Origin of the sequence: Microbacterium sp. ARD32 (assembly GCF_031844385.1) — a bacterium.
Lineage (GTDB): Bacteria > Actinomycetota > Actinomycetes > Actinomycetales > Microbacteriaceae > Microbacterium.
In genome coordinates this window covers 49,565-69,512 of sequence record NZ_JAUZVD010000002.1, presented here as the reverse complement: position 1 = coordinate 69,512, position 19,948 = coordinate 49,565, and the positions used below count along the sequence as shown (strand labels likewise).

Here is a 19,948-nt window from a genome sequence, read left to right as displayed (position 1 = left end):
AACCTACCGCGTCCCCGCGAACTCGCCCGCAGCCCGACCCGCGGGTGCGGCCGGCGCGAAGACTGTGGCCCCGGCCGCCTGCTCCGCCTCGTTGTCCGGGCCGAGAGCGATGCCACGGCGGTCGCGCAGGCAGAGCGTGGCACCGGCTCCCAGCAGGGTGGCGAGCAGCAGGTACGCGGAGACCGCGGCAGTGGTGCCGGTGTTGTTCAGCAGCATCTGCGCGATCATCGGCGCGAACGCGCCGCCCAGCACCGCGCCGACGGCGTACGTGATCGAGACGCCCGAGAAGCGGATGGATGCCGGGAAGATCTCGGCGTACCAGGCTGCCAGCGGGCCGTACGTGAGGCCGAGGCCGGTGGAGATCAACAGCAGCGCGACATAGAGGCCCGGGAGTGCGCCGGCGTCGACCAGCCAGAACACCGGGAAGACGATGGCCGCCTGCAGGGCGAAGCCGATCAGGAACGTGCTGCGCCGGCCGATGGCATCCGCAAGGTAGCCGGCCAGCAGCGTGGAGAAGAACCACACGACCGCGGCGAACACGGCGGCGAGCAGCACCGAGGTGGTTTCCAGGTGGCCCACGCTGATCGCGTAGCTGTTCAGGAAGCCTCCGGTGGTCATGTAGCCGAGGGTGCCGTTGCCGACGAACACGAGCGCGGCGAGGATCACCAGGTGCCAGTGGCGCCTGAACAGCGTCACGACCGGAAGGCCCGCCTGCTTGCCGCGCTCGGCGATCTCCGCGAACACCGGGCTCTCCTCGACCGCGCGACGGATCACGATGCCGACGACGATCAGCACGACGCTGAGCAGGAACGGCACACGCCAGCCCCACTGCAGGAAGGCCTCACCGGGGGAGATCACGCCGGTCATCAGCGCGGTCATGCCCGAGGCGAGCAGGAAGCCGAGCGGCACGCCCAGCTGTGGCCAGGAGCCGGCCCGGCCGCGCCGGTTCGCGGGGGCGTGCTCGACGGCCATCAGCACCGCGCCGCCCCACTCGCCGCCGGCCGAGAGGCCCTGCAGGATGCGGAGCAGGAGCAGCAGGATCGGTGCGGCGATGCCGATCTGCGAGTAGGTGGGCAGCACGCCGATGAGCGTGGTGGCCCCGCCCATCAGCAGGAGCGTGAGCACGAGCATCGCCCGGCGCCCGATCAGGTCGCCGAAGTGCCCGGCCAGGAACGCGCCGAGGGGGCGGAACAGGAAGGAGATGCCGACCGTGGCGAAGGACATCAGCAGCGCGAGCTCCTTGCCCGCGGGCTGGAAGAAGAGCTGCGCGAAGACGATCCCCGCGCTCGTGGCGTAGATGAAGAAGTCGTACCACTCGATGGTGGTGCCGATGATCGTGGCGAACGCGATTCGGCGCTGCGAGGTGCGGCTGCCCGCGGCAGTGGAAGAGGTCATCGTTGTCCCTGACGTCATTGTTCTGCCCCCTCCGGGTGAAGGGGTGGGATGCTGTTTCCTCCCTATCGTGCGATCTCCCTCACTGCGTGTAAATCACAGTTATTCGCGGATATAGTTCGATCTGACTGAAGAAACGATCGAGGACGGGGACGTCATGGCCGATGTGAGCCTGCGGCAGCTGGAGCTCTTCGCCGCCCTGCCGAACTTCCCGACGCTCAGCGCCGCCGCCGCTCATCTGCACATCTCGGAGTCGGCGCTGTCGCAGGCGGTCACGAGCCTGGAGAGCTCCGTGGGCGAGCAGCTGTGCGTGCGGCGCAAGGCGCGAGGGCTCACGCTGACACCCACGGGTCAGGACTTCGCGAAGCAGGCCCGCCGGATCGTCGCCGACACGCAGGAGCTCATCCTGGGCGTCGGTCGCGAGCAGCAGCTGCGCGGACCGGTACGGCTCGGATGCTACTCCAGCTTCGCCGTGAACGTGGTGCCGGAGCTGCTCGAGGGGTTTCCCAAGCGGCATCCGGGCGTGACCATCGAGATCATGGTGGGCACGAACGAGGAGCTGCTCTCCGCACTGGAGGCGGGGCGGCTGGACGTCGCTCTCGTGTACGACGTGTCGCTTCCCACCGGGTACCGGCGGCGCAGGATCTATGCGACCGAGCTGGAGGCGCACCTGCCGGCGGGGCATCCGCTGACCGCCCGCGAGACCGTCGACCTGGCCGACCTCGCCGACGAGCCCTACATCCTGTACGACGCGACGCCCGGCATCCGCAACGTCACCGACGCGTTCACCGCGCGTGGGCTGGAGCCGAGGATCGAAGCCCGCGTCACGCAGATCATCCTGGTCGAGGCGCTGGTGGGGCGCGGCCTGGGCTACGGGCTGCTGATGTCGCGGCCGAACGCGCTGCCGCGCAGCACCGAGGGGCGTCCGGTCGTGATCCGTCCGTTCGACCCGCCGGTCACGGTCTCACACGTGGTCGGGATCTGGCCGGCCGACATGAACCTCACGCCGCGGGCATCCGCTCTCCTCGATTTCGCGGTGGAGAAGCTCGGCGGCTACGGCCGCGCGGACGTCGAGGGCGCGGCGGGGACGCCCGACGGCGCAGCATCCGACAGTGCAGTATCCGGCAGTGCTGCATCCGACGCGGCCGACGACGTGACGGGCTGACGCGCGCTCAGCGCGCGGCGTGCACCAGCGCGCGCAGGGCGGGCAGCACCCGGTCGCGCTCCGGCAGCGGAGCGAGCTTCAGAGCGCCCGCGACCTCGAGCGCGAGCAGCGCGTGGCCGGCGGCGTTCGGGTGGAACGGGTCGCCCAGCAGACCCCACGGGATGTCGTTCACGTGCCCCGCGCCCATCTCGGCGAAACGCGCGAACTGGTCGATGAGGATCACGTCCTCCGCGGTCGCGACATCGCGGATCGCCTGCGCGAACTCGGTGATCCGGGAGCGCTCCGGCGCGTTGCGCACGTCGATCGCGGGCTGCGTCTGCAGCACCGGGATGGCGCCGAGTGCGCGCACTCGGGCGACGAAGTCGGTGACGGATGCCGCGAACTCGGCCGGTTCGATGGTGCCGAGCGCGCCCGTGGTGGAGCAGTCATTGGTGCCGATCATCAGGGTCACGACGTGCGGGCGCCAGGTGGCCACCCGGCGCTCGAAGTCGTCGAGCAGCTGCACGATCCGCCAGCCGCTGATGGCCGTGTTGATGATGACGTCCTGGATGCGCGACATGTCGCCGCGGATGAGCTCGTGCAGGTGGTCGACGTAGTTGCGGGCCCCGTGCGTGTGGACGAGTCCGTGGGTGATCGAGTCGCCGGTGAGCACCCAGGTCACCGGGGTGTCGCCGTGGAGCAGTGTGCGCAGGCGGGTGGCATCAGCAGTCACGCGTCAATCCTCCCGCACATCGGCGTCGGGCCCCCGCATCCTCGCCCCTGCTGGGCTGCCTCGCCCCTGCCCAGCTTCGTGACTGAGCAGGGGCGAGGTAGCCGAGCGGGGGCGAGGCCGGCTCCGGAATCACCCCTTCGGGATCGTGGATCTGTCGATCGGATACCAGACCGCATCATCGCCCCACTGTGAGGGGAGCGAGACCAGGGAGTCGAAGTGGTGCATCGCCACGCCGGCGAAGGACGGACTGCCGGCGAACGCGGCGTAGACCTTGTCGAGCTCGGTCTCCATCGCCAGCCGGCCCTCTTCCCAGAACGTCACCGTCTCGGGGTCGCCTCCACCGGAGAGGTCCTTCGACTCGACGCCGATCACGACCGAGTTCGGCTTTCCGATCGTGTTCGCGTAGTCGATCTCGTGCCGGGCCTGGGCGATGATGCCGGCCCCGCCATCGGCAGTGTCGCGGTAGTCCATGATCGCGATGTAGTCGGTCAGATCCTGGATGTGGTCGCTGAGCGGCTTGACCTCGCCGTTCCATTCGACCGCCGTGCAGCAGGTCGACGTATCCAGCCAGCGGGGGATCGCCGGTCCGAACAGGAGCGGCTGACCTGAGGCGTCACGGCGCTCGATGAGCTTCTGCAGCACCGTCATCCAGCGCGTCGGCAGTGTCGTGTCCGGCTCCTTCCACTGCGGCAGGATGTAGGGCTCGATGTCGACGTTGACGCCGGTGAATCGGGCATCCGCGTCCACCGCGAGGTTGTAGTCGAGCACCTTCTCCATCTCGGCGACAGCGAAGTGCTGGTACTGCTCGAGCGCACCGAAGTACGGCGGGCGGGTGCCACCGGCGATGGTCGCCTGCACTTGGTAGCCGCGGGCCTTGGCCCAGCGAACAAAGTCGGCGATCCTGGCTCGTGAATCACGCAGCATGTCGAGGCCCTGATAGCGGTCCACGCCCAGGTAGATCGTGCGAATCGCGTCGGAGTCGAAGGTGGCGGTGTCGTCCATCACGGCGCCGAGCTTGTCGCGTTCGGTGCGATCGAACACGGCGGCGTATGAGGCGCGCTCCCAGACCCACAGTGCCCGGTCCTGCTCGACGGCGACAGGCCGTTGCGCCTGCGCTCCACCGAGCGCGACGTATCGAGAACCGGACATGCCGACCATTCCGTGCGCGGTGGTAGCGCGAGCGCGGATGGCGATGAACCCGCCCCGCCACTGCTGCACGTTGATCTTCACGGAGTACAGGCCGGTGCGCGGATTGCGCGCGGCACGACGCCAATGGCTGTCGTTCACTGCCACCTCGACGGATGCTGCCGGGCTCGTGCCCTCGACCTGAACGGTCACTTCGGCATGCTTGCCCGGGACGGCGCCCTCCTGCGGTGAGACGATCGTCACCTCCGGCACCGCGGCCGCGGGGTTGTCGACATCGATCTGCACGAAAGGCGACCAGGTCGTGTAGAGGGTGTTGAGGTCTCGAGCCCGCACAGCGAACTCGACGGTGCCATCCAGCGACGTCAGGTCGACCTGCGTGCTCCAGCTGCCGGCAGCCGCGTCGACGGATGTCGGCAGGATCGTCTGTGCCCCCACGACCAGTTCGATCTCGGATACCCGCTGGTAGCGCCCCGAGACGGTGAGGGTCTCGCCGGACACAGTGCTTCCCGTGGTGGGGGTGTCGATGCTCACCCAGGCGGTCGCATTGTCAGCCGCTGCGGCGGTGGACGGCAGCAGGAACCCCGCGCCCAGCGCGAGTGCTGCGATCGTGGTGGTGAGCCGGCGCCATCGCTGGTCTCTCATCTGGTCCTCTTCCTCTGATCGGTTCCGCGGGCGCGGTTCGGTGCGCCCGCGAAGGTCACCATCGCCTGCGGGTGAGGCGCTGTCAACCGTGCATGCTGATTTCGGAATGAATCTCAGGCGAACGGGTCATACGCCTGCATCCGCACGACGTGCTCATCGACATCGACACCCAGACCAGGGCCCTCCGGTACCGACGCGACGCCGTCCACCACGCGGATCGGCGCACCGGCGACGTAGGACGACTCGACGAATTGACGTCCGTTCAGGTCGACCGCAGTCGTCACGCCGAACGCGGCGAACAGATGCAGCGACGCCGCGAATCCGAGCTCGCTGTCCGTCAGTCCGCTCCCCATGATCGAGAGCCCGGCGTCCTCGGCGAACTGCCCCATGCGCCGGGACAGGTGCAGTCCGGCGCTGCGCTGCGCTTTGAGCACGGCTACGTCGAGTGCGTCCAGCTGCAGGGCGGTGACCAGGTCGCTCGGATGACGCAGGCTCTCGTCCAGCGCGATCGGCACCGGCGACGCGGTGCGCAGACGGCTGAGGGCGGGCAGTGCGTTCGCCGGCAGCGGCTGCTCGAATGCCGAGATGCCGAGGTCGGCCATGTCGCGGGCGAGACGCAGCGCGCCGTCGAGCGTGAAGCCCTGGTTGCCGTCGATCCACAGCTGCGCTTCCGGTGCGTGCTCGCGCGCAGCGCGTACGACGGCGAGATCCGTGGCGGGGGTGCGGATGCCGACCTTCAGCTTGAACGCGTCGTAGCCGGCAGCACGCCCGGCGTCGATGGCATCGGCAGCCTGCTGCGGGGAGTCGGCGTTCACGATCCAGCCGAGGCGGATCCGCTGCGTGCGTCGCTGTCCCCAGAGCATGCCGATCGACACTCCGAGCGCGCGTCCGGTGACGTCGTGCATGGCGAGGTCGATCGCGCCCTTGGCGATGGGGGATCCGATGCTGATGCCGCGGTTGATCGCGCGCTCGAAGCGACGATGCGCGCTGTCCAGGTCCCACACCGGGAGCCCGAGGACGGCGGGTGTCAGGTACCGGTCGATCGTCGTGATGATCGACTCGGTGGTCTCATACGTCCATGCCGGCGTGGGCGTCGCCTCGCCCCAGCCGATGTGATCGCCGGCGGTGAGCTTGACGAGCACGCGCGTCGTCGGCTCTCCGGCTGTGGTCACCGGGCCTCCGGCGATCGAGAACGCGCCCTTCGTCGGCAGGCGCACGGCGAAGGTTTCGATTCGTTCGATGCGCAGGTCCCGAATGCTGTCAGTGTTCATCTGAAGTCTTCCCCTAGTAAGGAATGAATTGGGTTCTTTTGGGCCGCGAAACTCCGCGATTTCGGTAAACATACCCTGACGCGAGATTGACATTCCAGCCATTTCGCGAATATGGTCACCAGCAGTCCACCGAATCGAAGATGTTTTGGATCAGGAAATAGAATGAATTCATTCCCCCGGGAGCGCACGCTGTTCGAAAGCGTCGCCACGAAGCTGCGCACCAGGATCGACGCCGGCGAGTGGGCGTCCGGCGTACGGCTGCCCACGGAGAAGGTCCTGGCCGAGCAGTTCTCCGTCGGGCTGAACACCGTGCGCCGTGCCGTCGAGATCCTGGTCAGCGATGGCCTGGTCGTGCGCCGGCAGGGCTCGGGCACCTACGTCACCCAACGCCCGGAGACGGGTTCGCGCTTCGTCGGGGCGATCGTGCCCTCGACCAGCTACTACTTCCCCACCGTCATCGCCGGGATCGAGCGCGCGACCGGCGCGGCAGGTGTGCGGATGCTCCTCGCATCCAGCGATTATGATCACGACCGCGAACTGGTGCGGATCCGGGAGATGATCGACTCTGGCGTGTCCGGCCTCCTCATCGCACCCACGCTGCACCTCGGCGATGCTGAAGCACAGCTCGACGCGATCCGCGGCCTCGGCGTGCCGACGGTTCTGGTGGAGCGCCGTCCAAGCACGCCCGAGCCGGACGACCGGCTCTCCTACATCGTCACGGACGTCGTCGGCGGCGGCTTCGCCGCCGTGCGGCACCTGGTCGAACAGGGGTGCACGCGCATCGGCTTCATGGGTCGCAGCGACACCGCGACCGCCGATGATGTCTTCGACGGGTTCGAGCGTGCGATCGCCGCGTTCGACGTCCCGAACCTCGCCGATGCCATCATGCGGCGGCCGTCGTGGGGACGCGAGGAGCTCGCGGGCTATGCGGCGATCGCCAAGGAGCAGCGCCTCGACGGCGTGTTCTGCCTAGGAGACCGTGAGGCGACGGCCCTGATCCGCAGACTGCGTGCACAGGACATCAGCGTGCCGGACGATCTTGCCGTCATCTGCTACGACGACGAGGTGGCCGGGCTCGCCGAGGTGCCGCTCACCGCGGTGTCGCCACCGAAGTTCGAGGTCGGCCGCCTCGCCGCGAACACGCTGCTGAGGCTGATCGCCACGCAGGGCGCCGCCGCGGCCGTGCGCACCCGGCTGCTGCCCTCCATCAACGTCCGCGAGTCCAGCCGCTCGCGGCTCTGACCATCACTTCATCCCATCCCCATCTGACAGGAGAAAGCCGTGCCCATCACCCGTACCCGGGGCGTGTACGCCCTCGCCGTCACCGGCGTCGCCATGCTCGCCCTCTCGGGCTGCGCCGCTGGCGCCGCTGACGACGGCAAGACCTCGCTGACCATCGGCTTCTACGCTGCGGCCGGCAGCGAAGCCGACAGCACCATGCGCGCACTCATCGACGAGTTCGCCGAGGCCAACCCCGACATCGACGTCCAGGTCGAAGCTGCGCCCTACGTGGACTTCTTCAAGCGCCTGCGCACGCAGGTCGCCGGAAACAAGGCGCCCGATGTGTGGCTGTCGGATGGCGTGCTCGTGCAGGAGTTCGCCGCGAGGGGCAGTCTGCGCGATCTGTCCGAGTACGCGGACGACCTCGATCCCGCCGACTACATCGGGCTCGATCATCACCGCGATGCCGACGACAAGCTGTGGGCATTCCCGCAGGCGGCGCAGGTGCCGGTGCTCTACTACAACAAGGCGCTGTTCGCCGAGGCCGGGGTGGAGCCGCCCACCGACGACTGGACGTACGACGACCTCGCCGCAGCGGCGCAGAAGCTGACGGTGGACAAGAACGGCGACGGTACGGCGGATGCCTGGGGCTTCCGGGCGTTCTCCCCGGGCTTCACCGAGAGCTGGTGGCCGCAGGTGCGCGCATTCGGCGGGGAGATCGTCAACGAAGACCGCACGAAGGTCACCGTCGACAGTCCCGAGTCGGCTGCCGCGCTGGAGTGGGTGAAGAAGGCGATCGATCCGAAGACCGGCTTCGCTCCCGACGTGGTGACCACCAGCTCGCTGGGAAGCCCGCACGAACTGTTCGCGAATCAGACGGTGGCGATGTCGTTCGGCATCTACGCGCGCGCCCAGGCTGCGCTCGCCGGCAACGTCGACTTCGACGTGGTCCGGATGCCGACCGGCCCCGGCGGGAACCGCGGAGAGGTCTCGATCGTCAACGCCTGGGCCGTCAACGCGAAGTCCAGCGATGCCGAGGCGGATGCCGCATGGAAGTGGATCGAGTTCTTCTCCGGTGAGAAGCCGCAGACCGCGTGGGCTGCGCTGGGCGAGGGCATCCCGATCAACCACGCCGTCGCGAGCTCCGATGCCTTCCTCGGCGCCGACACCGCACCGGCGAACCGTCAGGCGTTCCTCGACGGGATGGAGGATGCCGAGGACATGGGCGAGAACGCCGTGTGGTCGGAGTACACCAACTTCATCGGCGAGAACGTCACCTCGGCCCTGTCGGGGTCGATGGACATCGAGGATGCGCTGGCCGACGCGCAGAAGAAGGCACAGGAATCCATCGACCGCTTCCAGGCCGCTAAGGGCTGATCGATGACCGCGACGATGATCGACCCGGGAGTGGAGGCGCCGGAAGGCGCTCCCGCTCCCGGGCGGGTGGAGAAGAAGACGCGGCGACGCTCGCGCCGGGGAATGGGCTGGGGGCTGCTGTTCGCCTCCCCCTATCTCCTGCACCTGGTCGCGCTGACCGCCTGGCCGCTGCTGGCCTCGCTCGTCTTCGCCTTCACCTCGTACGACATGGTGAACAGCCCGAAGTGGGTCGGGATCGACAACTTCGTCCGCCTGGCGAACGATCCGATGTTCTGGCGGACGCTCGGCAACACCGCCTACTTCGCCGTGCTGTTCGTGCCCCTGCAGACGGGGTTCGCCCTTCTTCTCGGCATCGCTCTGAACCAGAAGCTGAAGGGCATGGCGTTCCTGCGCGGCGCGTATTTCATCCCCGTCATCTCGTCATGGGTGGTCGTCGCCTTCGTCGCGGACGCGATCTTCAACTCCCGCTTCGGCGTCGCCAACCAGGTGCTGCAGTGGCTGGGGCTGCCCAAGCAGGACTGGCTGCAGAACCCCGATCTGGTCATCCCGGTGCTGGTGGTCGTGGCGGTCTGGAAGGGCGTGGGCTACATGGCCGTGCTGTTCCTCGCCGGCCTGCAGGCCATCCCCGAGGAGCAATACGAGGCGGCGCGGCTCGACGGCGCCAATGCGTGGCAGCGGCTGCGTCACATCACCATGCCGTGGATCTCGGGGACCACCTTCCTCGTACTCATCCTCACCATCATCCAGACGCTGCAGTCCTTCGACCAGGTGTTCGTGATGACCGACGGCGGTCCCAACGGAGCGAGCGAGCTCAGTGTGCTCTATCTGTACCGGCAGGGGTTCCAGTACTTCCAGATGGGCTACGCCTCGGCGATCGCCTGGGTGCTGCTGGCGCTGATCATGCTGCTCACCGTCATCCAGTTCCGCCTGCAGAAGAAGTGGGTGCATTATGCCTGACACGCTCGTCAGCATCCGTCCAGCCGGCCATCGCCGGCGGCGCGCAGCACTGCGCAAGCTCCCGGCCTATGTCTTCGTCATCGCCGGTGCGGTCATCATGGTGGTGCCGTTCCTGGCGGCCTTCAGCAACTCGCTGAAGTCGTTCGAGCAGTACATTCAGGTGCCGCCGACGTGGATCCCCGACCCCGTGCAGTGGCAGAACTACGCCGAAGTGTGGGAGAGGGCGCCGTTCGGGCTGTACCTGCTCAACAGCGTCATCGTCTCGGCCGCCGCCGTCGTCGGATGCGTTCTGACGAGTTCGATGGTCGGTCACGCCCTGGCCCGGATGGTGCTGCCGTGGCGCAACCTGCTGCTGACCCTGGCGCTGGGCACGATGATGCTGCCGACCGTCATCACGATCGTGCCGAGCTTCATCCTCTTCAACTCCTTCGGATGGCTCGACACCCTGCTGCCTCTGATCGTGCCGTACTGGCTGGCGACACCGTTCGGCATCTTCCTGATGCGTCAGACCTTCCTCGGGATCCCGAAGGACTTCGAAGAGGCGGCGACCCTGGACGGCGCCAACCCCTGGCAGGTGTTCTGGCGGGTGCACCTGCCGCTGGCCAAACCCGCGGTCGCGACTCTCGCCGTGTTCACCTTCATGGCGACATGGGGCGCGATCCTGGAGCCGACGATCTACCTCACCTCGCCGGAGAACTTCACGCTGCCGATCGGTGTGCAGAGCCTGCGTGGCGAGTTCGCCGGCAACGAGCAGCTCGTCACGGCCGCAGCGCTGATGAGCCTCGTTCCGATCCTCATCGTCTTCCTGCTCGCGCAGCGCTACTTCGTGCGTGGCGCGGCGGGGGCAGGACTCAAGGGCTGACGCCCGTTGAACCAGAAAGGGCAAAATCCCGTGCACTTCGATTCCTTCGCATTCGGCATCATCGGGGCCGGCACCATCGCGAATCTCCACGCCGAGGCGATCCGCGCAGCAGGCCACCGCGTGGCCCGGGTGTGCGACGTGCGGCCGCAAGCGGCAGAGCGTCTGGCGGCCGAGTACGGCGCCACCGCAGCCACAGACCACCGCGCTCTGCTCTCAGACACCACGATCGATGGCGTGATCATCACTGCTCCGCACGCCCTGCACGCACCGTTGGCGCTCGACGCGCTCGCCGCTGGCAAGCACGTCCTGCTGGAGAAGCCGATCGCGACCACTCATGCCGATGCAGTCATGCTCGCGGGTGCGGCTGCGACCGCGTCCGTGACGCTCGCCGTCGGTCACGTGCTGCATTTCGTCCCCAGTCACATTGCCGCACATGATCTGCTGCGGGCCGGTGCGATCGGAGACATCCGCCTGGTGGTCGAGCGACGCGCTTCGAATTACGCCGAAGGCTCGAGGCCGGAGTGGTTCTTCGACCCCGTGGTGGCCGGTGGGGGCATCGTGCTGAATGTCGGCACGCACGCGATCGACCGCATCCAGTGGTTCGCCGACGCGCGCATCCGCCGGGTGAGCGGCGCGGTGAGCGCCCGGCCGGGCAGCGAGGTCGAGACGGATGCCGCCGCGCTCTTCGAGCTGGAGGGTGGCGGGCACGCCTCTCTCACCGTCACCGGGACGGGTCTGGGCTTCGTGGAGCAGATTGCCGTGATCGGCGACCGCGGGGCCCTCACCGTCGATCGCGAAGCCGGAGTGCAGGTGTTCGTCGGTGGCGAGCGCACGGTGCACGTCCCCGTACAGCCGGACGAGATGGCGGCCGCCTTCACCGCGCAGATCCATGACGTCGTCGAGGCGGCGCGCACCGGTCGTGAGCCTCGCGTCGGCGTCGACTACGCCGCAGGCGTACTGGATGCCGCGCTTGCGGTGTACAGCTCGTCCGAGATCGGCGCGAGTGTCACCGTGACATCGGAGGTCGCTGCATGAGCGGCATCCGAGCATTCAGTACGCTGGGTGCACCCAGTGCGTCGATCGATGATCTGGCCCGCATCTCCACGACCACGGGCGTCGGCGTGGTCGAACTGCGCTGCGCAGCCGACGAGCTGCTCACGCCGCAGAGCTCTGTCGCCGATGCCGAAGTCCTCGGTCGTGACCTGCGGTCTGCCGGCGTATCGCCCCTGGTCGTCGCCTCGTACGTCCGCATTGCGCGGGATGACGGCGATCCCGTCGCCGAGGTGGTCGAGCACGTCAGACTCGCTGAAGCCGTCGGGGCGTCGTTCGTGCGGGTGTTCGGCGGAGTCGAGGGTGTCGCCGAATCGCGCGAGGTCGCCGCTGCGCGCCTCGCGGACGCTGCCCGGCGCGTGACGGGAACCGAAGTGACCATAGTGATGGAGACGCATGACGTCTTCCTCACCGGAGCGGCGATCGCTGACATCCTCGCTCGAGCCGACGCACCGGGGACCGGGGCCCTGTGGGATGTGGTGAACCCGTGGCGGGCCGGCGAGTCGCCACGTGCGACCGCGGATGCTCTGGCGCCCTGGCTGAGACATGTGCAGCTGAAGGACGCCGCGAGCCCCACCGAACTCGCTCCGGTTCTGCTGGGAGAGGGGGCCGTGCCCCTGTCTGACGTGCTCGCCGAACTCGATCGCATCGGCTACTCCGGCGCGATCGCGCTGGAGTGGGAGCGGGTCTGGTACCCGGAGGTGGCGCCGGTGCAGGATGCTCTGGTGCCGTTCGGTGCGCTGCTCGACAGTGCAGGCCGATGACCGGCGAGCTCACCGTCCGCGCTGAGGACGATATCTGGAACGGCATCGCGGCCGCGGCGTCGGGTGTTCTCGGCGTCCGACGGTCCCCGGTCGGGACGGTGTGCATCCTGCCCCATGAGCCGGCGCTCGAGGCGGAGGAGTACACCCTCCGGCGGGTCGACGAGGTGATCGAGGTGCGGGCGGGTGCCGCCGCCGGCGCGTTCCGTGCGCTCACTCGCATCCGTGGGGGTGCCGGCGTCGATGGGGAGTGTCACGACGCTCCCGCCTATTCCTGGCGCGGCTTCATGCTGGACGTGGCCCGCTGGTTCGTGCCCGTCGGCGAGCTGCTGGTGCTCATCGACCAGCTCGCTGAGCGGCGATTGAACGTGCTGCATCTGCACCTGACCGATGACCAGGGCTGGCGGATCCCAGTTCCCGGGTGGCCTCGGCTGACAGACGTGGGGGCGTGGCGCGAGGGCACCACGACCCGTCCTGCACCCGTGGAGGGGCAACCAGACCCCCGCTCGGGCGACGAGTGGGGCCATGGTCACCGCCATGACGGCGTGCCCCACGGCGGTCATTACACCCGCGCCGAGCTGGAGCGCGTGGTGGCGTATGCGGCCGAGCGGTTCATCATGATCGTGCCCGAGGTGGACATACCCGGTCACGTGCAGTCCGTGATCGCCGCCTATCCGGAATTGGGCGCGGGCGCGCCGGACATGCCCGTCGCGACGCGTTTCGGTCTCGGGCCGAGTCTGCTCGCGCCGACCCCCGAGGTGGAGCGGTTCATAGCCGACGTGCTCGACGAGGTGTGCGACATCTTCCCCGGCGCGTACGTGCACGTCGGCGGCGACGAGCCGCATCTGGAGACGTGGCGTCGCGACCCGGTGAGCGTGGCTCGTGCGGCTGATCTGGGGCTTCCGGGAACCGACGCGCTGCGCGGCTGGTTCGTCGAGCTCGCCGCGCGCTTCCTGCGCGAGCGCGGACGCACCGCCCTGTACTGGTATGACGGCGAGGTCCTCTCAGAGGAGGCGATCGCCGTCTCGTGGCTGGCCGAAGACGGCGGGCTGGCAGCCGCGGCGCGAGGAGCGCAGGTGATCACTGCCGACCACACCCGCACATATCTCAACTATCTCTCGAGCGAGCGGGATCCGAACCCGTATGCCTGCGGCATCGTGCTCGACGAGGCGACGGCGGCCGGCTTCCGCCCCGCCCCCGATGGGGCGGCCGCGCGCGTCGCCGCGCGCTTCCTCGGGGGTCAGGCGCAGTTGTGGACGGAATACGCACCGCATCGCGAGTCGCGCGAGAGCCTGATGTTCCCGCGGCTGGATCGCATCGCCGAGGCCCTCTGGAACGGTGCCTGATCCACTAACCGCGACGACGCAGATCGCGTCGGCGGATCGAAAGGACGAGAACGATCGCCATGAAACCCTTCACCTCTGAGGCCGAGCTGGAAGAGGCGCTCGCCACGCCGAGTGCCGGTCTGATCGAAGACCTCGAGAACGGCTCGGGCGACCTTGTCATCCTCGGGGCCGGCGGCAAGATGGGACCGACACTGGCGATGCTCGCCCGTCGTGCGCTCGATGCGGCCGGGCGACGCGATGACGCGGTGCACGCCGTGTCGCGATTCGGCGATGCGCAGGTGCGTGCGCGCCTGGAGAGTGCCGGGGTGAACGTCGTCCCGTTCGACCTGATCGAGAACGACGACTTCTCGACGCTGCCGGATGCCCCGAACGTGGTCTTCATGGTGGGCGCCAAGTTCGGCGCCGCCACGGCGCCCTCGTGGGCGTGGGAGGTCAACGCGGCACTGCCCGACCGTGTCGCACGGAGATACCGCGACAGTGCCATCGCGGTGATGTCCACCGGCAACGTCTATCCCTTCGTCGCGCCCGCATCCGGCGGCGCATCCGAGGACACCGCCCCGGCTCCGGTCGGCGAGTACGCCCAGTCGTGTCTCGGCCGCGAGCGCGTGTTCGAGTTCGGAGCGCAGCAGCGCGGCACGCGGGTCTCGATCGTCCGGCTGAACTACGCGATCGACCTGCGCTATGGGGTGCTCGCTGACATCGCCAGTGTGGTGCACGCGGGTCATCCGGTCTCCGTGGCGACGGCGAATGTCAACGTGGTGTGGCAGGGGTATGCGAACGAGATCGTGCTCCGCAGCCTGTCGCACGCGACCGCAGACGTGTTCACCGTCAACCTCACCGGACCCGAGATGCTGAGCGTCGCCTCTATCGCGAGCCGCTTCGGCGAGCTCTTCGACCGTCAGGTGCAGCTCGTTGACGAGCCGCAGCCGACGGCGCTGCTGAACGACTCCCGGCGCTGCATGGCCCTGTTCGGGTACCCCTCGGTCTCCGCGGATGATCTGATCGCTCTTCAGGCCGCGTGGCTCACCGCAGGTCTGCCGATGTCGGCGAAGCCCACCAAGTGGGCCGTTCGCGACGGGCGGTTCTGATGGCCATCCCGCCGCTGCGCGACGCAGCCGCACGCACGCTCGCGAGAGGAGCGGTGATCCCCGCGCATCCGCTCGCCCTCACCGCGGAACGGCGAATGGATGAACGCCGTCAGCGTGCTCTCACACGGTACTACCTCGCGGCCGGCGCGGGCGGTCTCGCCGTCGGTGTTCACACGACCCAGTTCGAGATCAGGGACTCGCAGCATGCTCTCCTCGAGCCGGTGCTGGCGCTCGCCGCGGAAGAGCTCGATGCGCACCACGACCCGGATGTCCTGCGCATCGCGGGCGTCGCGGGCGACGTCCGCCAGGCTGTCGCGGAAGCCGAGCTGGCGCGCGAGCTCGGTTACGACGCGGTGCTCGTCAGCCCGCGGGTGCCCGGAGCGGATCCGAGGATGCTGCTCGATCGTGCACGCGCCATCGGCGAGATCCTGCCCGTGATCGGGTTCTACCTTCAGGCGGCCATCGGCGGGCCGGTGCTCGATCGCGGCTTCTGGCGCGAATTCGCCGCGATCTCCTCAGTGGTGGCTGTCAAGGCTGCGCCATTCGACCGCTACCGCACCCTCGAGCTGGTGCGCGGCGTCGGGGAATCGGGTCGGGCCGACGAGGTCGCCCTGTACACCGGAAACGACGATGCGATCGTCTCGGACCTCATGTCCGAGTTCCACGTCGACTCGCCGCAGGGTCGGCGCACCCTGCGGTTCGCCGGTGGCCTGCTCGGACAGTGGGCGGTGGGCACGCGCGCCGCGGTGGGGCTGCTGGAACGTGCGCGGCGTTCGGCGGCAGCGGATGCCGACGCCCGCGCGAGCCTGCTCAGACAGGGTGCCGACCTGGTGGACGTCAACCAGGCCGTGTTCGATCCCGGCAACGACTTCCGCGGAGTCATCGCGGGCGTGCACGAGATGCTGCGACAGCAGGGGCTGCTCAAGGGAACCTGGTGCCTGGATCCGCAGGAGGCGCTGTCGCCCGGTCAGGCCGAGGAGATCGCGCGGGTGCGCACTGCCTATCCGGAGCTCAACGACGACGACTTCATCGCGCAGCATCTGGACGAGTGGCTGAGCTGACAGGGAGAATCGAGCCCCGGCATTCTCGCCCCTGCTGGACTACCTCGCCCCTGCTCGTTTACGCAACTGCGCAGGGGCGAGGATGCTGAGCGGGGGCGGCGACAGACTCGCGCCGCGTCGGCGACTTACCCGCCGCGCGGTCAAACCGCCTTCTCGGCGCACGGGACGCACAGCTCCGCGAACGGGCGCACCTCCAGGCGGCCGGCCGGGATTGGCTTCCCGCACGAAGCGCAGATTCCGTACGTCCCGGCATCCCACCGCGCGAGGGCGTCGTCGAACCGGCGCACCTCGTCGGCCGCGGCATCCGACAGCGCCGACAGCCGAGACCACTCCGACGACAGCGTCACGCCCTCGGGGTCGTGCTCGTCGTCGTCGTTCGCGCCCTGCCGGTCGCGCACGAGCGCGGCCAGGGCGGATGCCGCGGAGTCGGCCCGCGCGACAGCATCCGCTCTGCGCTCGGCGAGCATCTCGCGACTGATCCCGGTCATGACCACACCCTACGTGCTCTCCCGGGTCGCCGGCTCGGCTTGCCTCACGCCCGACGCGGGAGGACGATGGAAACGCTGTACTGATGCGAGGAGATGCGATGCAACTGGGAATGATCGGACTCGGGCGGATGGGCGCGAACATCGTGCGCCGACTGATGCAGGACGGCCACGAATGCGTGGCGTATGACGTGAACCAGGATGCGGTGGTCACACTCGCCGCCGAGGGCGCGACCGGAGCATCCGATCTGGCGGACTTCGCCTCGAAGCTGCAGAAGCCTCGCGTGGTGTGGATGATGGTGCCCGCGTCGCTGACCGGGACGGTCGTCGAGGAGGTGTCCGCGGTGCTCGAGCCGGGCGACATCCTGATCGACGGCGGCAACTCGAACTACCGCGACGACGTGCGCCGCGCCAAGGCGCTGCGCGAGAAGGGCATCGAGTACGTCGACGCCGGTACCAGCGGTGGCGTGTTCGGGCTGGAGCGCGGGTACTGCCTGATGGTGGGCGGGTCGGATGCCGCGGTCTCGCACATCGAGCCGCTGCTGAAGACCATCGCGCCGGGTGCCGGCGAGATCGAGCGCACGCCCGGCCGCACCGGCGATCTCGCACCCGAGGAGCAGGGCTACCTGCACTGCGGGCCGTCGGGCTCGGGGCACTTCGTGAAGATGGTGCACAACGGCATCGAGTACGGCATCATGGCCTCGATCGCCGAGGGGCTGAACATTCTGAAGAACGCCGACGCCGGCGTGCGCGAGGCCGAACACTCCGCCGAGATCGCGCCGCTGGAGGAGCCGGAGTTCTACCAGTTCCCGATCGACACGGCCGCGGTGTCGGAGCTGTGGCGCCGCGGATCGGTGATCTCGTCGTGGCTGCTCGATCTGACCGCCGCCGCGCTGAACGAGAACCCCGCGCTGGACGGGCTCGCCGGCCGCGTGTCCGATTCGGGTGAGGGCCGCTGGACGGTCAAGGCCGCGGTTGATGTGGGCGTGCCCGTGCCGGTGCTGTCGTCGGCGCTGTTCGAGCGGTTCGCGTCGCGTGATGAGGATCAGTTCGCCAACCAGGTGCTCTCGGCGATGCGCCTGCAGTTCGGCGGGCACAAGGAGCTGCCCGCCGGCGACTCGCTCGAGGCCGGTGGTCGCAAGTCCGAGCTCGGCTGAGGGGTGTGCCGCTGTGCCCAACAGGATGACCTGCGACTTTGGCGACAAGCCCCGCACGCAGGCATACGCCGACCTGATCGTCGAGTTCACCATGGGTCTCGGCGCCGTGCGGCGTGAGGAGAAAGCACAGCTGAGTTTCGCAGTGGGGCGGAAGTTCCTGTGGCTGTGGACTTATGAGAGGACCGCCGACGGCATCCTCGATCTGTCGGTGACCCTCGATCGTGCGATGGCGAATGACGCCTTCCGCAGCGTGACGGAGGTTGCGAAGAACCGTTGGAATCACCACGTCATCGTGCACACCAAGGCCGAGGCGACTAGCGGCGTGCTACACGATCTGATCCGTGCCGGGTACGACTTCGGGAGCGGGTGACGGGCGGGGCCGGATGCTTGTCTGGGCCCCTACATCCATCGAAGGTCTTCTCGATAATGCGGATTACTGACGTCGGTCCGCGTGCCCGCAAGGCCTCCACGGACGGATCCTGCTCATAAATAATGCGCATTATCTCCTTGACCGATCCGTCAGCCTCGTCGCAGACTCGGGAGCCATATGGGCCACCCGGCTCCGCTGACAGCTTCCCGATTGAGGAGGATCGATGCCCCGCCATCGCTTCACCCAGGCTGACGTCGCCGCCGTGGCCGGTGTCAGCCAGTCGACCGTCAGCTTCGTGCTCAACGGCAACGCACCGGCCGGGGTGCGGATCTCGGAGGAGACGCGCACCCGGGTGCTGGAGGCCATCCGCATCACCGGCTACTCGGCCAACCCGGTCGCGCAGCGGCTGGCGGGCGGCCGCAACCAGATTCTGGGCGTGTTCACGTACGAGAAGACCTTCCCTCGTGGCGGCCGTGATTTCTACGGAGGGTTCCTCAACGGCATCGAGCACGCGGCCGAACAGCTGGGTGTGGACATGCTGCTGTTCACCTCGGCGCGGGTCGTCGACGGGCGTCGGCAGCTGACCCGTGACGGCTGGCAGCGGCTCGGTCTGGCCGATGGATGCCTGCTGCTGGGCCAGCGCGAGGATCAGAGCGAGCTGCAGCATCTGCTCGACACGAACTACCCGTTCGTCTTCATCGGCAAGCGCGTCAGCGAGGGGCGCCGACTGCCCTGGGCGGTCGGGCTGCTTCTGCTCGTGGCGGGAGGCGCTGTGCTGCTGATCCGCCGCCAACGCCGGCCGACGGCGTAGCGCCCGAGCCCCGTCGGGCATCCGGGGGCGTCCGTGACCATCGTCCGGACGCCCCTGGATCCGTCGGATCCTTACGCGCCGAGTTCTGGAAGGATGCTGTCATGCCTCGCTTCGATCTGCCCCTCGACCAGCTGCGTACCTACCGGCCGGAGGTCGCCGAGCCCGCCGACTTCGACGAGTTCTGGCAGCGCACGCTCCGCGAGGCGCGTGCTGCGGCGCAGCCGGTGCGGCTCACGCGTATGGACTCCCCGCTGCAGGCGGTCGCGGTGTACGACGTGCTCTTCTCCGGGTTCGGCGGAGACCCCGTCGCCGGCTGGCTGACGCTGCCGGCGGATGGTTCCGACGAGTTGCCGGCGGTGGTCGAGTACAACGGGTACGGCGGGGGCCGCGGGCTGCCGCACGAGCACCTGGCGTGGGCGGCATCCGGTTACGCGCACCTGTTCATGGACACCCGCGGGCAGGGGGCGGGCTGGGGAACCGGAGGGGGCACGGAGGACCCGCACGGGTCTGGCCCGTCGACACCCGGATTCATGACCCGGGGCATCCTCGACCCGCACGAGTACTACTACCGCCGAGTCATGACGGATGCGGTGATGGCGGTCGACGCCATCCGCCAGGTGGAGCGCGTCGACCTGACCCGCGTGTCCGTCGCCGGTGGAAGCCAGGGCGGCGGCCTGACGATCGCCGCCGCCGGGTTGAGCGAAGGATTGCTCGCGGCGATGCCCGATGTGCCGTTCCTGTGCCACTTCGAGCGTGCCGTCGGGCTGACTGACCGGGACCCGTACCAGGAGATCGTGCGGTATCTGGCCGTGCACCGGGAGGCCGCGGATGCCGTGTTCACGACCCTGTCGTATTTCGATGGGGTGAACTTCGCGAAGCGTGCGACGATGCCGGCGCTGTTCTCCGCGGCGATGATGGACCAGGTCTGCCCGCCGTCGACGGTGTATGCGGCGCGCAACCACTGGGGCGGGAACGCCGACATCGTCGACTATCACTTCAACGGGCACGAGGGCGGGCTCGGGCTGCAGTGGCAGCGGCAGGCGGCGTTCCTGGCCGCGCTGCTCTGACGTTGCG

19 protein-coding genes are annotated in these 19,948 nt (G+C 68.6%); 14 read left to right on the top strand and 5 right to left on the bottom strand.

Annotated elements, in window-relative coordinates:
- Window positions 1-3: 3 nt before the first annotated feature.
- Window positions 4-1,395 carry an MFS transporter gene (locus tag Q9R19_RS08550; RefSeq protein WP_311255964.1) on the bottom strand — a complete coding sequence of 464 codons (1,392 nt, stop codon included), beginning with the start codon at window positions 1,393-1,395 and terminating at the stop codon, window positions 4-6.
- A 154-nt stretch (window positions 1,396-1,549) separates the two neighbouring features.
- Here Q9R19_RS08550 and Q9R19_RS08545 point away from each other — a divergent pair, with 154 nt between their 5' ends.
- Window positions 1,550-2,557 (top strand): LysR family transcriptional regulator, encoded by a 1,008-nt coding sequence (locus Q9R19_RS08545; RefSeq protein ID WP_311255963.1) that lies wholly within the window; start codon window positions 1,550-1,552, stop codon window positions 2,555-2,557.
- Window positions 2,558-2,564: 7 nt separating this feature from the next.
- On the opposite strand, the gene Q9R19_RS08540 is transcribed toward Q9R19_RS08545, so the two are convergent.
- The 3 genes from Q9R19_RS08540 to Q9R19_RS08530 form a co-directional block, all read right to left on the bottom strand.
- Window positions 2,565-3,269, bottom strand: coding sequence for an SGNH/GDSL hydrolase family protein (locus tag Q9R19_RS08540; protein ID WP_311255962.1), 705 nt, complete (start codon window positions 3,267-3,269; stop codon window positions 2,565-2,567).
- Window positions 3,270-3,398: 129 nt separating this feature from the next.
- A complete protein-coding gene (locus Q9R19_RS08535; RefSeq protein WP_311255961.1) occupies window positions 3,399-5,057 on the bottom strand; it encodes a hypothetical protein in 1,659 nt (552 codons plus the stop codon).
- Between the two features lie 113 nt (window positions 5,058-5,170).
- Window positions 5,171-6,328 (bottom strand): enolase C-terminal domain-like protein, encoded by a 1,158-nt coding sequence (locus Q9R19_RS08530; protein WP_311255960.1) that lies wholly within the window; start codon window positions 6,326-6,328, stop codon window positions 5,171-5,173.
- Between the two features lie 162 nt (window positions 6,329-6,490).
- Here Q9R19_RS08530 and Q9R19_RS08525 point away from each other — a divergent pair, with 162 nt between their 5' ends.
- Genes Q9R19_RS08525 through Q9R19_RS08485 form a run of 9 tightly spaced genes read left to right on the top strand, consistent with a single transcriptional unit; the run spans window position 6,491 to window position 16,051 of the window.
- On the top strand, window positions 6,491-7,570 hold the full coding sequence (locus tag Q9R19_RS08525) for a GntR family transcriptional regulator (RefSeq protein ID WP_311255959.1): 1,080 nt from the start codon (window positions 6,491-6,493) through the stop codon (window positions 7,568-7,570).
- Window positions 7,571-7,609: 39 nt separating this feature from the next.
- The gene (locus Q9R19_RS08520; RefSeq protein ID WP_311255958.1) at window positions 7,610-8,926 is read left to right on the top strand and encodes a sugar ABC transporter substrate-binding protein; all 1,317 of its coding nucleotides are present in this window, start codon (window positions 7,610-7,612) and stop codon (window positions 8,924-8,926) included.
- A gap of 3 nt (window positions 8,927-8,929) precedes the next feature.
- Complete coding sequence (locus Q9R19_RS08515) at window positions 8,930-9,883, top strand: sugar ABC transporter permease (RefSeq protein ID WP_311255957.1); 954 nt, start codon at window positions 8,930-8,932, stop codon at window positions 9,881-9,883.
- A complete protein-coding gene (locus tag Q9R19_RS08510) occupies window positions 9,876-10,745 on the top strand; it encodes a carbohydrate ABC transporter permease (protein ID WP_311255956.1) in 870 nt (289 codons plus the stop codon). Before Q9R19_RS08515 ends, Q9R19_RS08510 begins: the two co-directional genes overlap by 8 nt.
- A 30-nt stretch (window positions 10,746-10,775) precedes the next feature.
- Complete coding sequence (locus Q9R19_RS08505; RefSeq protein ID WP_311255955.1) at window positions 10,776-11,780, top strand: Gfo/Idh/MocA family oxidoreductase; 1,005 nt, start codon at window positions 10,776-10,778, stop codon at window positions 11,778-11,780.
- Complete coding sequence (locus Q9R19_RS08500) at window positions 11,777-12,559, top strand: TIM barrel protein (RefSeq protein WP_311255954.1); 783 nt, start codon at window positions 11,777-11,779, stop codon at window positions 12,557-12,559. The genes Q9R19_RS08505 and Q9R19_RS08500 overlap by 4 nt, the downstream gene beginning before the upstream one ends.
- Complete coding sequence (locus tag Q9R19_RS08495; RefSeq protein ID WP_311255953.1) at window positions 12,556-13,902, top strand: family 20 glycosylhydrolase; 1,347 nt, start codon at window positions 12,556-12,558, stop codon at window positions 13,900-13,902. Before Q9R19_RS08500 ends, Q9R19_RS08495 begins: the two co-directional genes overlap by 4 nt.
- 59 nt (window positions 13,903-13,961) lie before the next feature.
- Complete coding sequence (locus Q9R19_RS08490; RefSeq protein ID WP_311255952.1) at window positions 13,962-14,990, top strand: epimerase; 1,029 nt, start codon at window positions 13,962-13,964, stop codon at window positions 14,988-14,990.
- Window positions 14,990-16,051, top strand: coding sequence for a dihydrodipicolinate synthase family protein (locus Q9R19_RS08485; RefSeq protein WP_311255951.1), 1,062 nt, complete (start codon window positions 14,990-14,992; stop codon window positions 16,049-16,051). Before Q9R19_RS08490 ends, Q9R19_RS08485 begins: the two co-directional genes overlap by 1 nt.
- 140 nt (window positions 16,052-16,191) lie before the next feature.
- Here Q9R19_RS08485 and Q9R19_RS08480 read toward each other — a convergent pair whose 3' ends face one another.
- Window positions 16,192-16,539, bottom strand: coding sequence for a TraR/DksA C4-type zinc finger protein (locus tag Q9R19_RS08480; RefSeq protein WP_311255950.1), 348 nt, complete (start codon window positions 16,537-16,539; stop codon window positions 16,192-16,194).
- A 98-nt stretch (window positions 16,540-16,637) separates the two neighbouring features.
- Between Q9R19_RS08480 and gnd the strand changes: the two genes are divergently transcribed.
- From gnd to Q9R19_RS08460, 4 genes are all read left to right on the top strand, one after another.
- Window positions 16,638-17,693: a phosphogluconate dehydrogenase (NAD(+)-dependent, decarboxylating) gene (gene gnd, locus Q9R19_RS08475; protein ID WP_311255949.1), complete on the top strand. Its 1,056-nt coding sequence runs from the start codon at window positions 16,638-16,640 to the stop codon at window positions 17,691-17,693.
- 13 nt (window positions 17,694-17,706) lie between these two features.
- The gene (locus tag Q9R19_RS08470) at window positions 17,707-18,063 is read left to right on the top strand and encodes a DUF5655 domain-containing protein (RefSeq protein ID WP_311255948.1); all 357 of its coding nucleotides are present in this window, start codon (window positions 17,707-17,709) and stop codon (window positions 18,061-18,063) included.
- 223 nt (window positions 18,064-18,286) lie between these two features.
- Complete coding sequence (locus Q9R19_RS08465) at window positions 18,287-18,874, top strand: LacI family DNA-binding transcriptional regulator (protein ID WP_311255947.1); 588 nt, start codon at window positions 18,287-18,289, stop codon at window positions 18,872-18,874.
- A 101-nt stretch (window positions 18,875-18,975) separates the two neighbouring features.
- Complete coding sequence (locus tag Q9R19_RS08460) at window positions 18,976-19,941, top strand: acetylxylan esterase (RefSeq protein WP_311255946.1); 966 nt, start codon at window positions 18,976-18,978, stop codon at window positions 19,939-19,941.
- Window positions 19,942-19,948 lie beyond the last annotated feature (7 nt).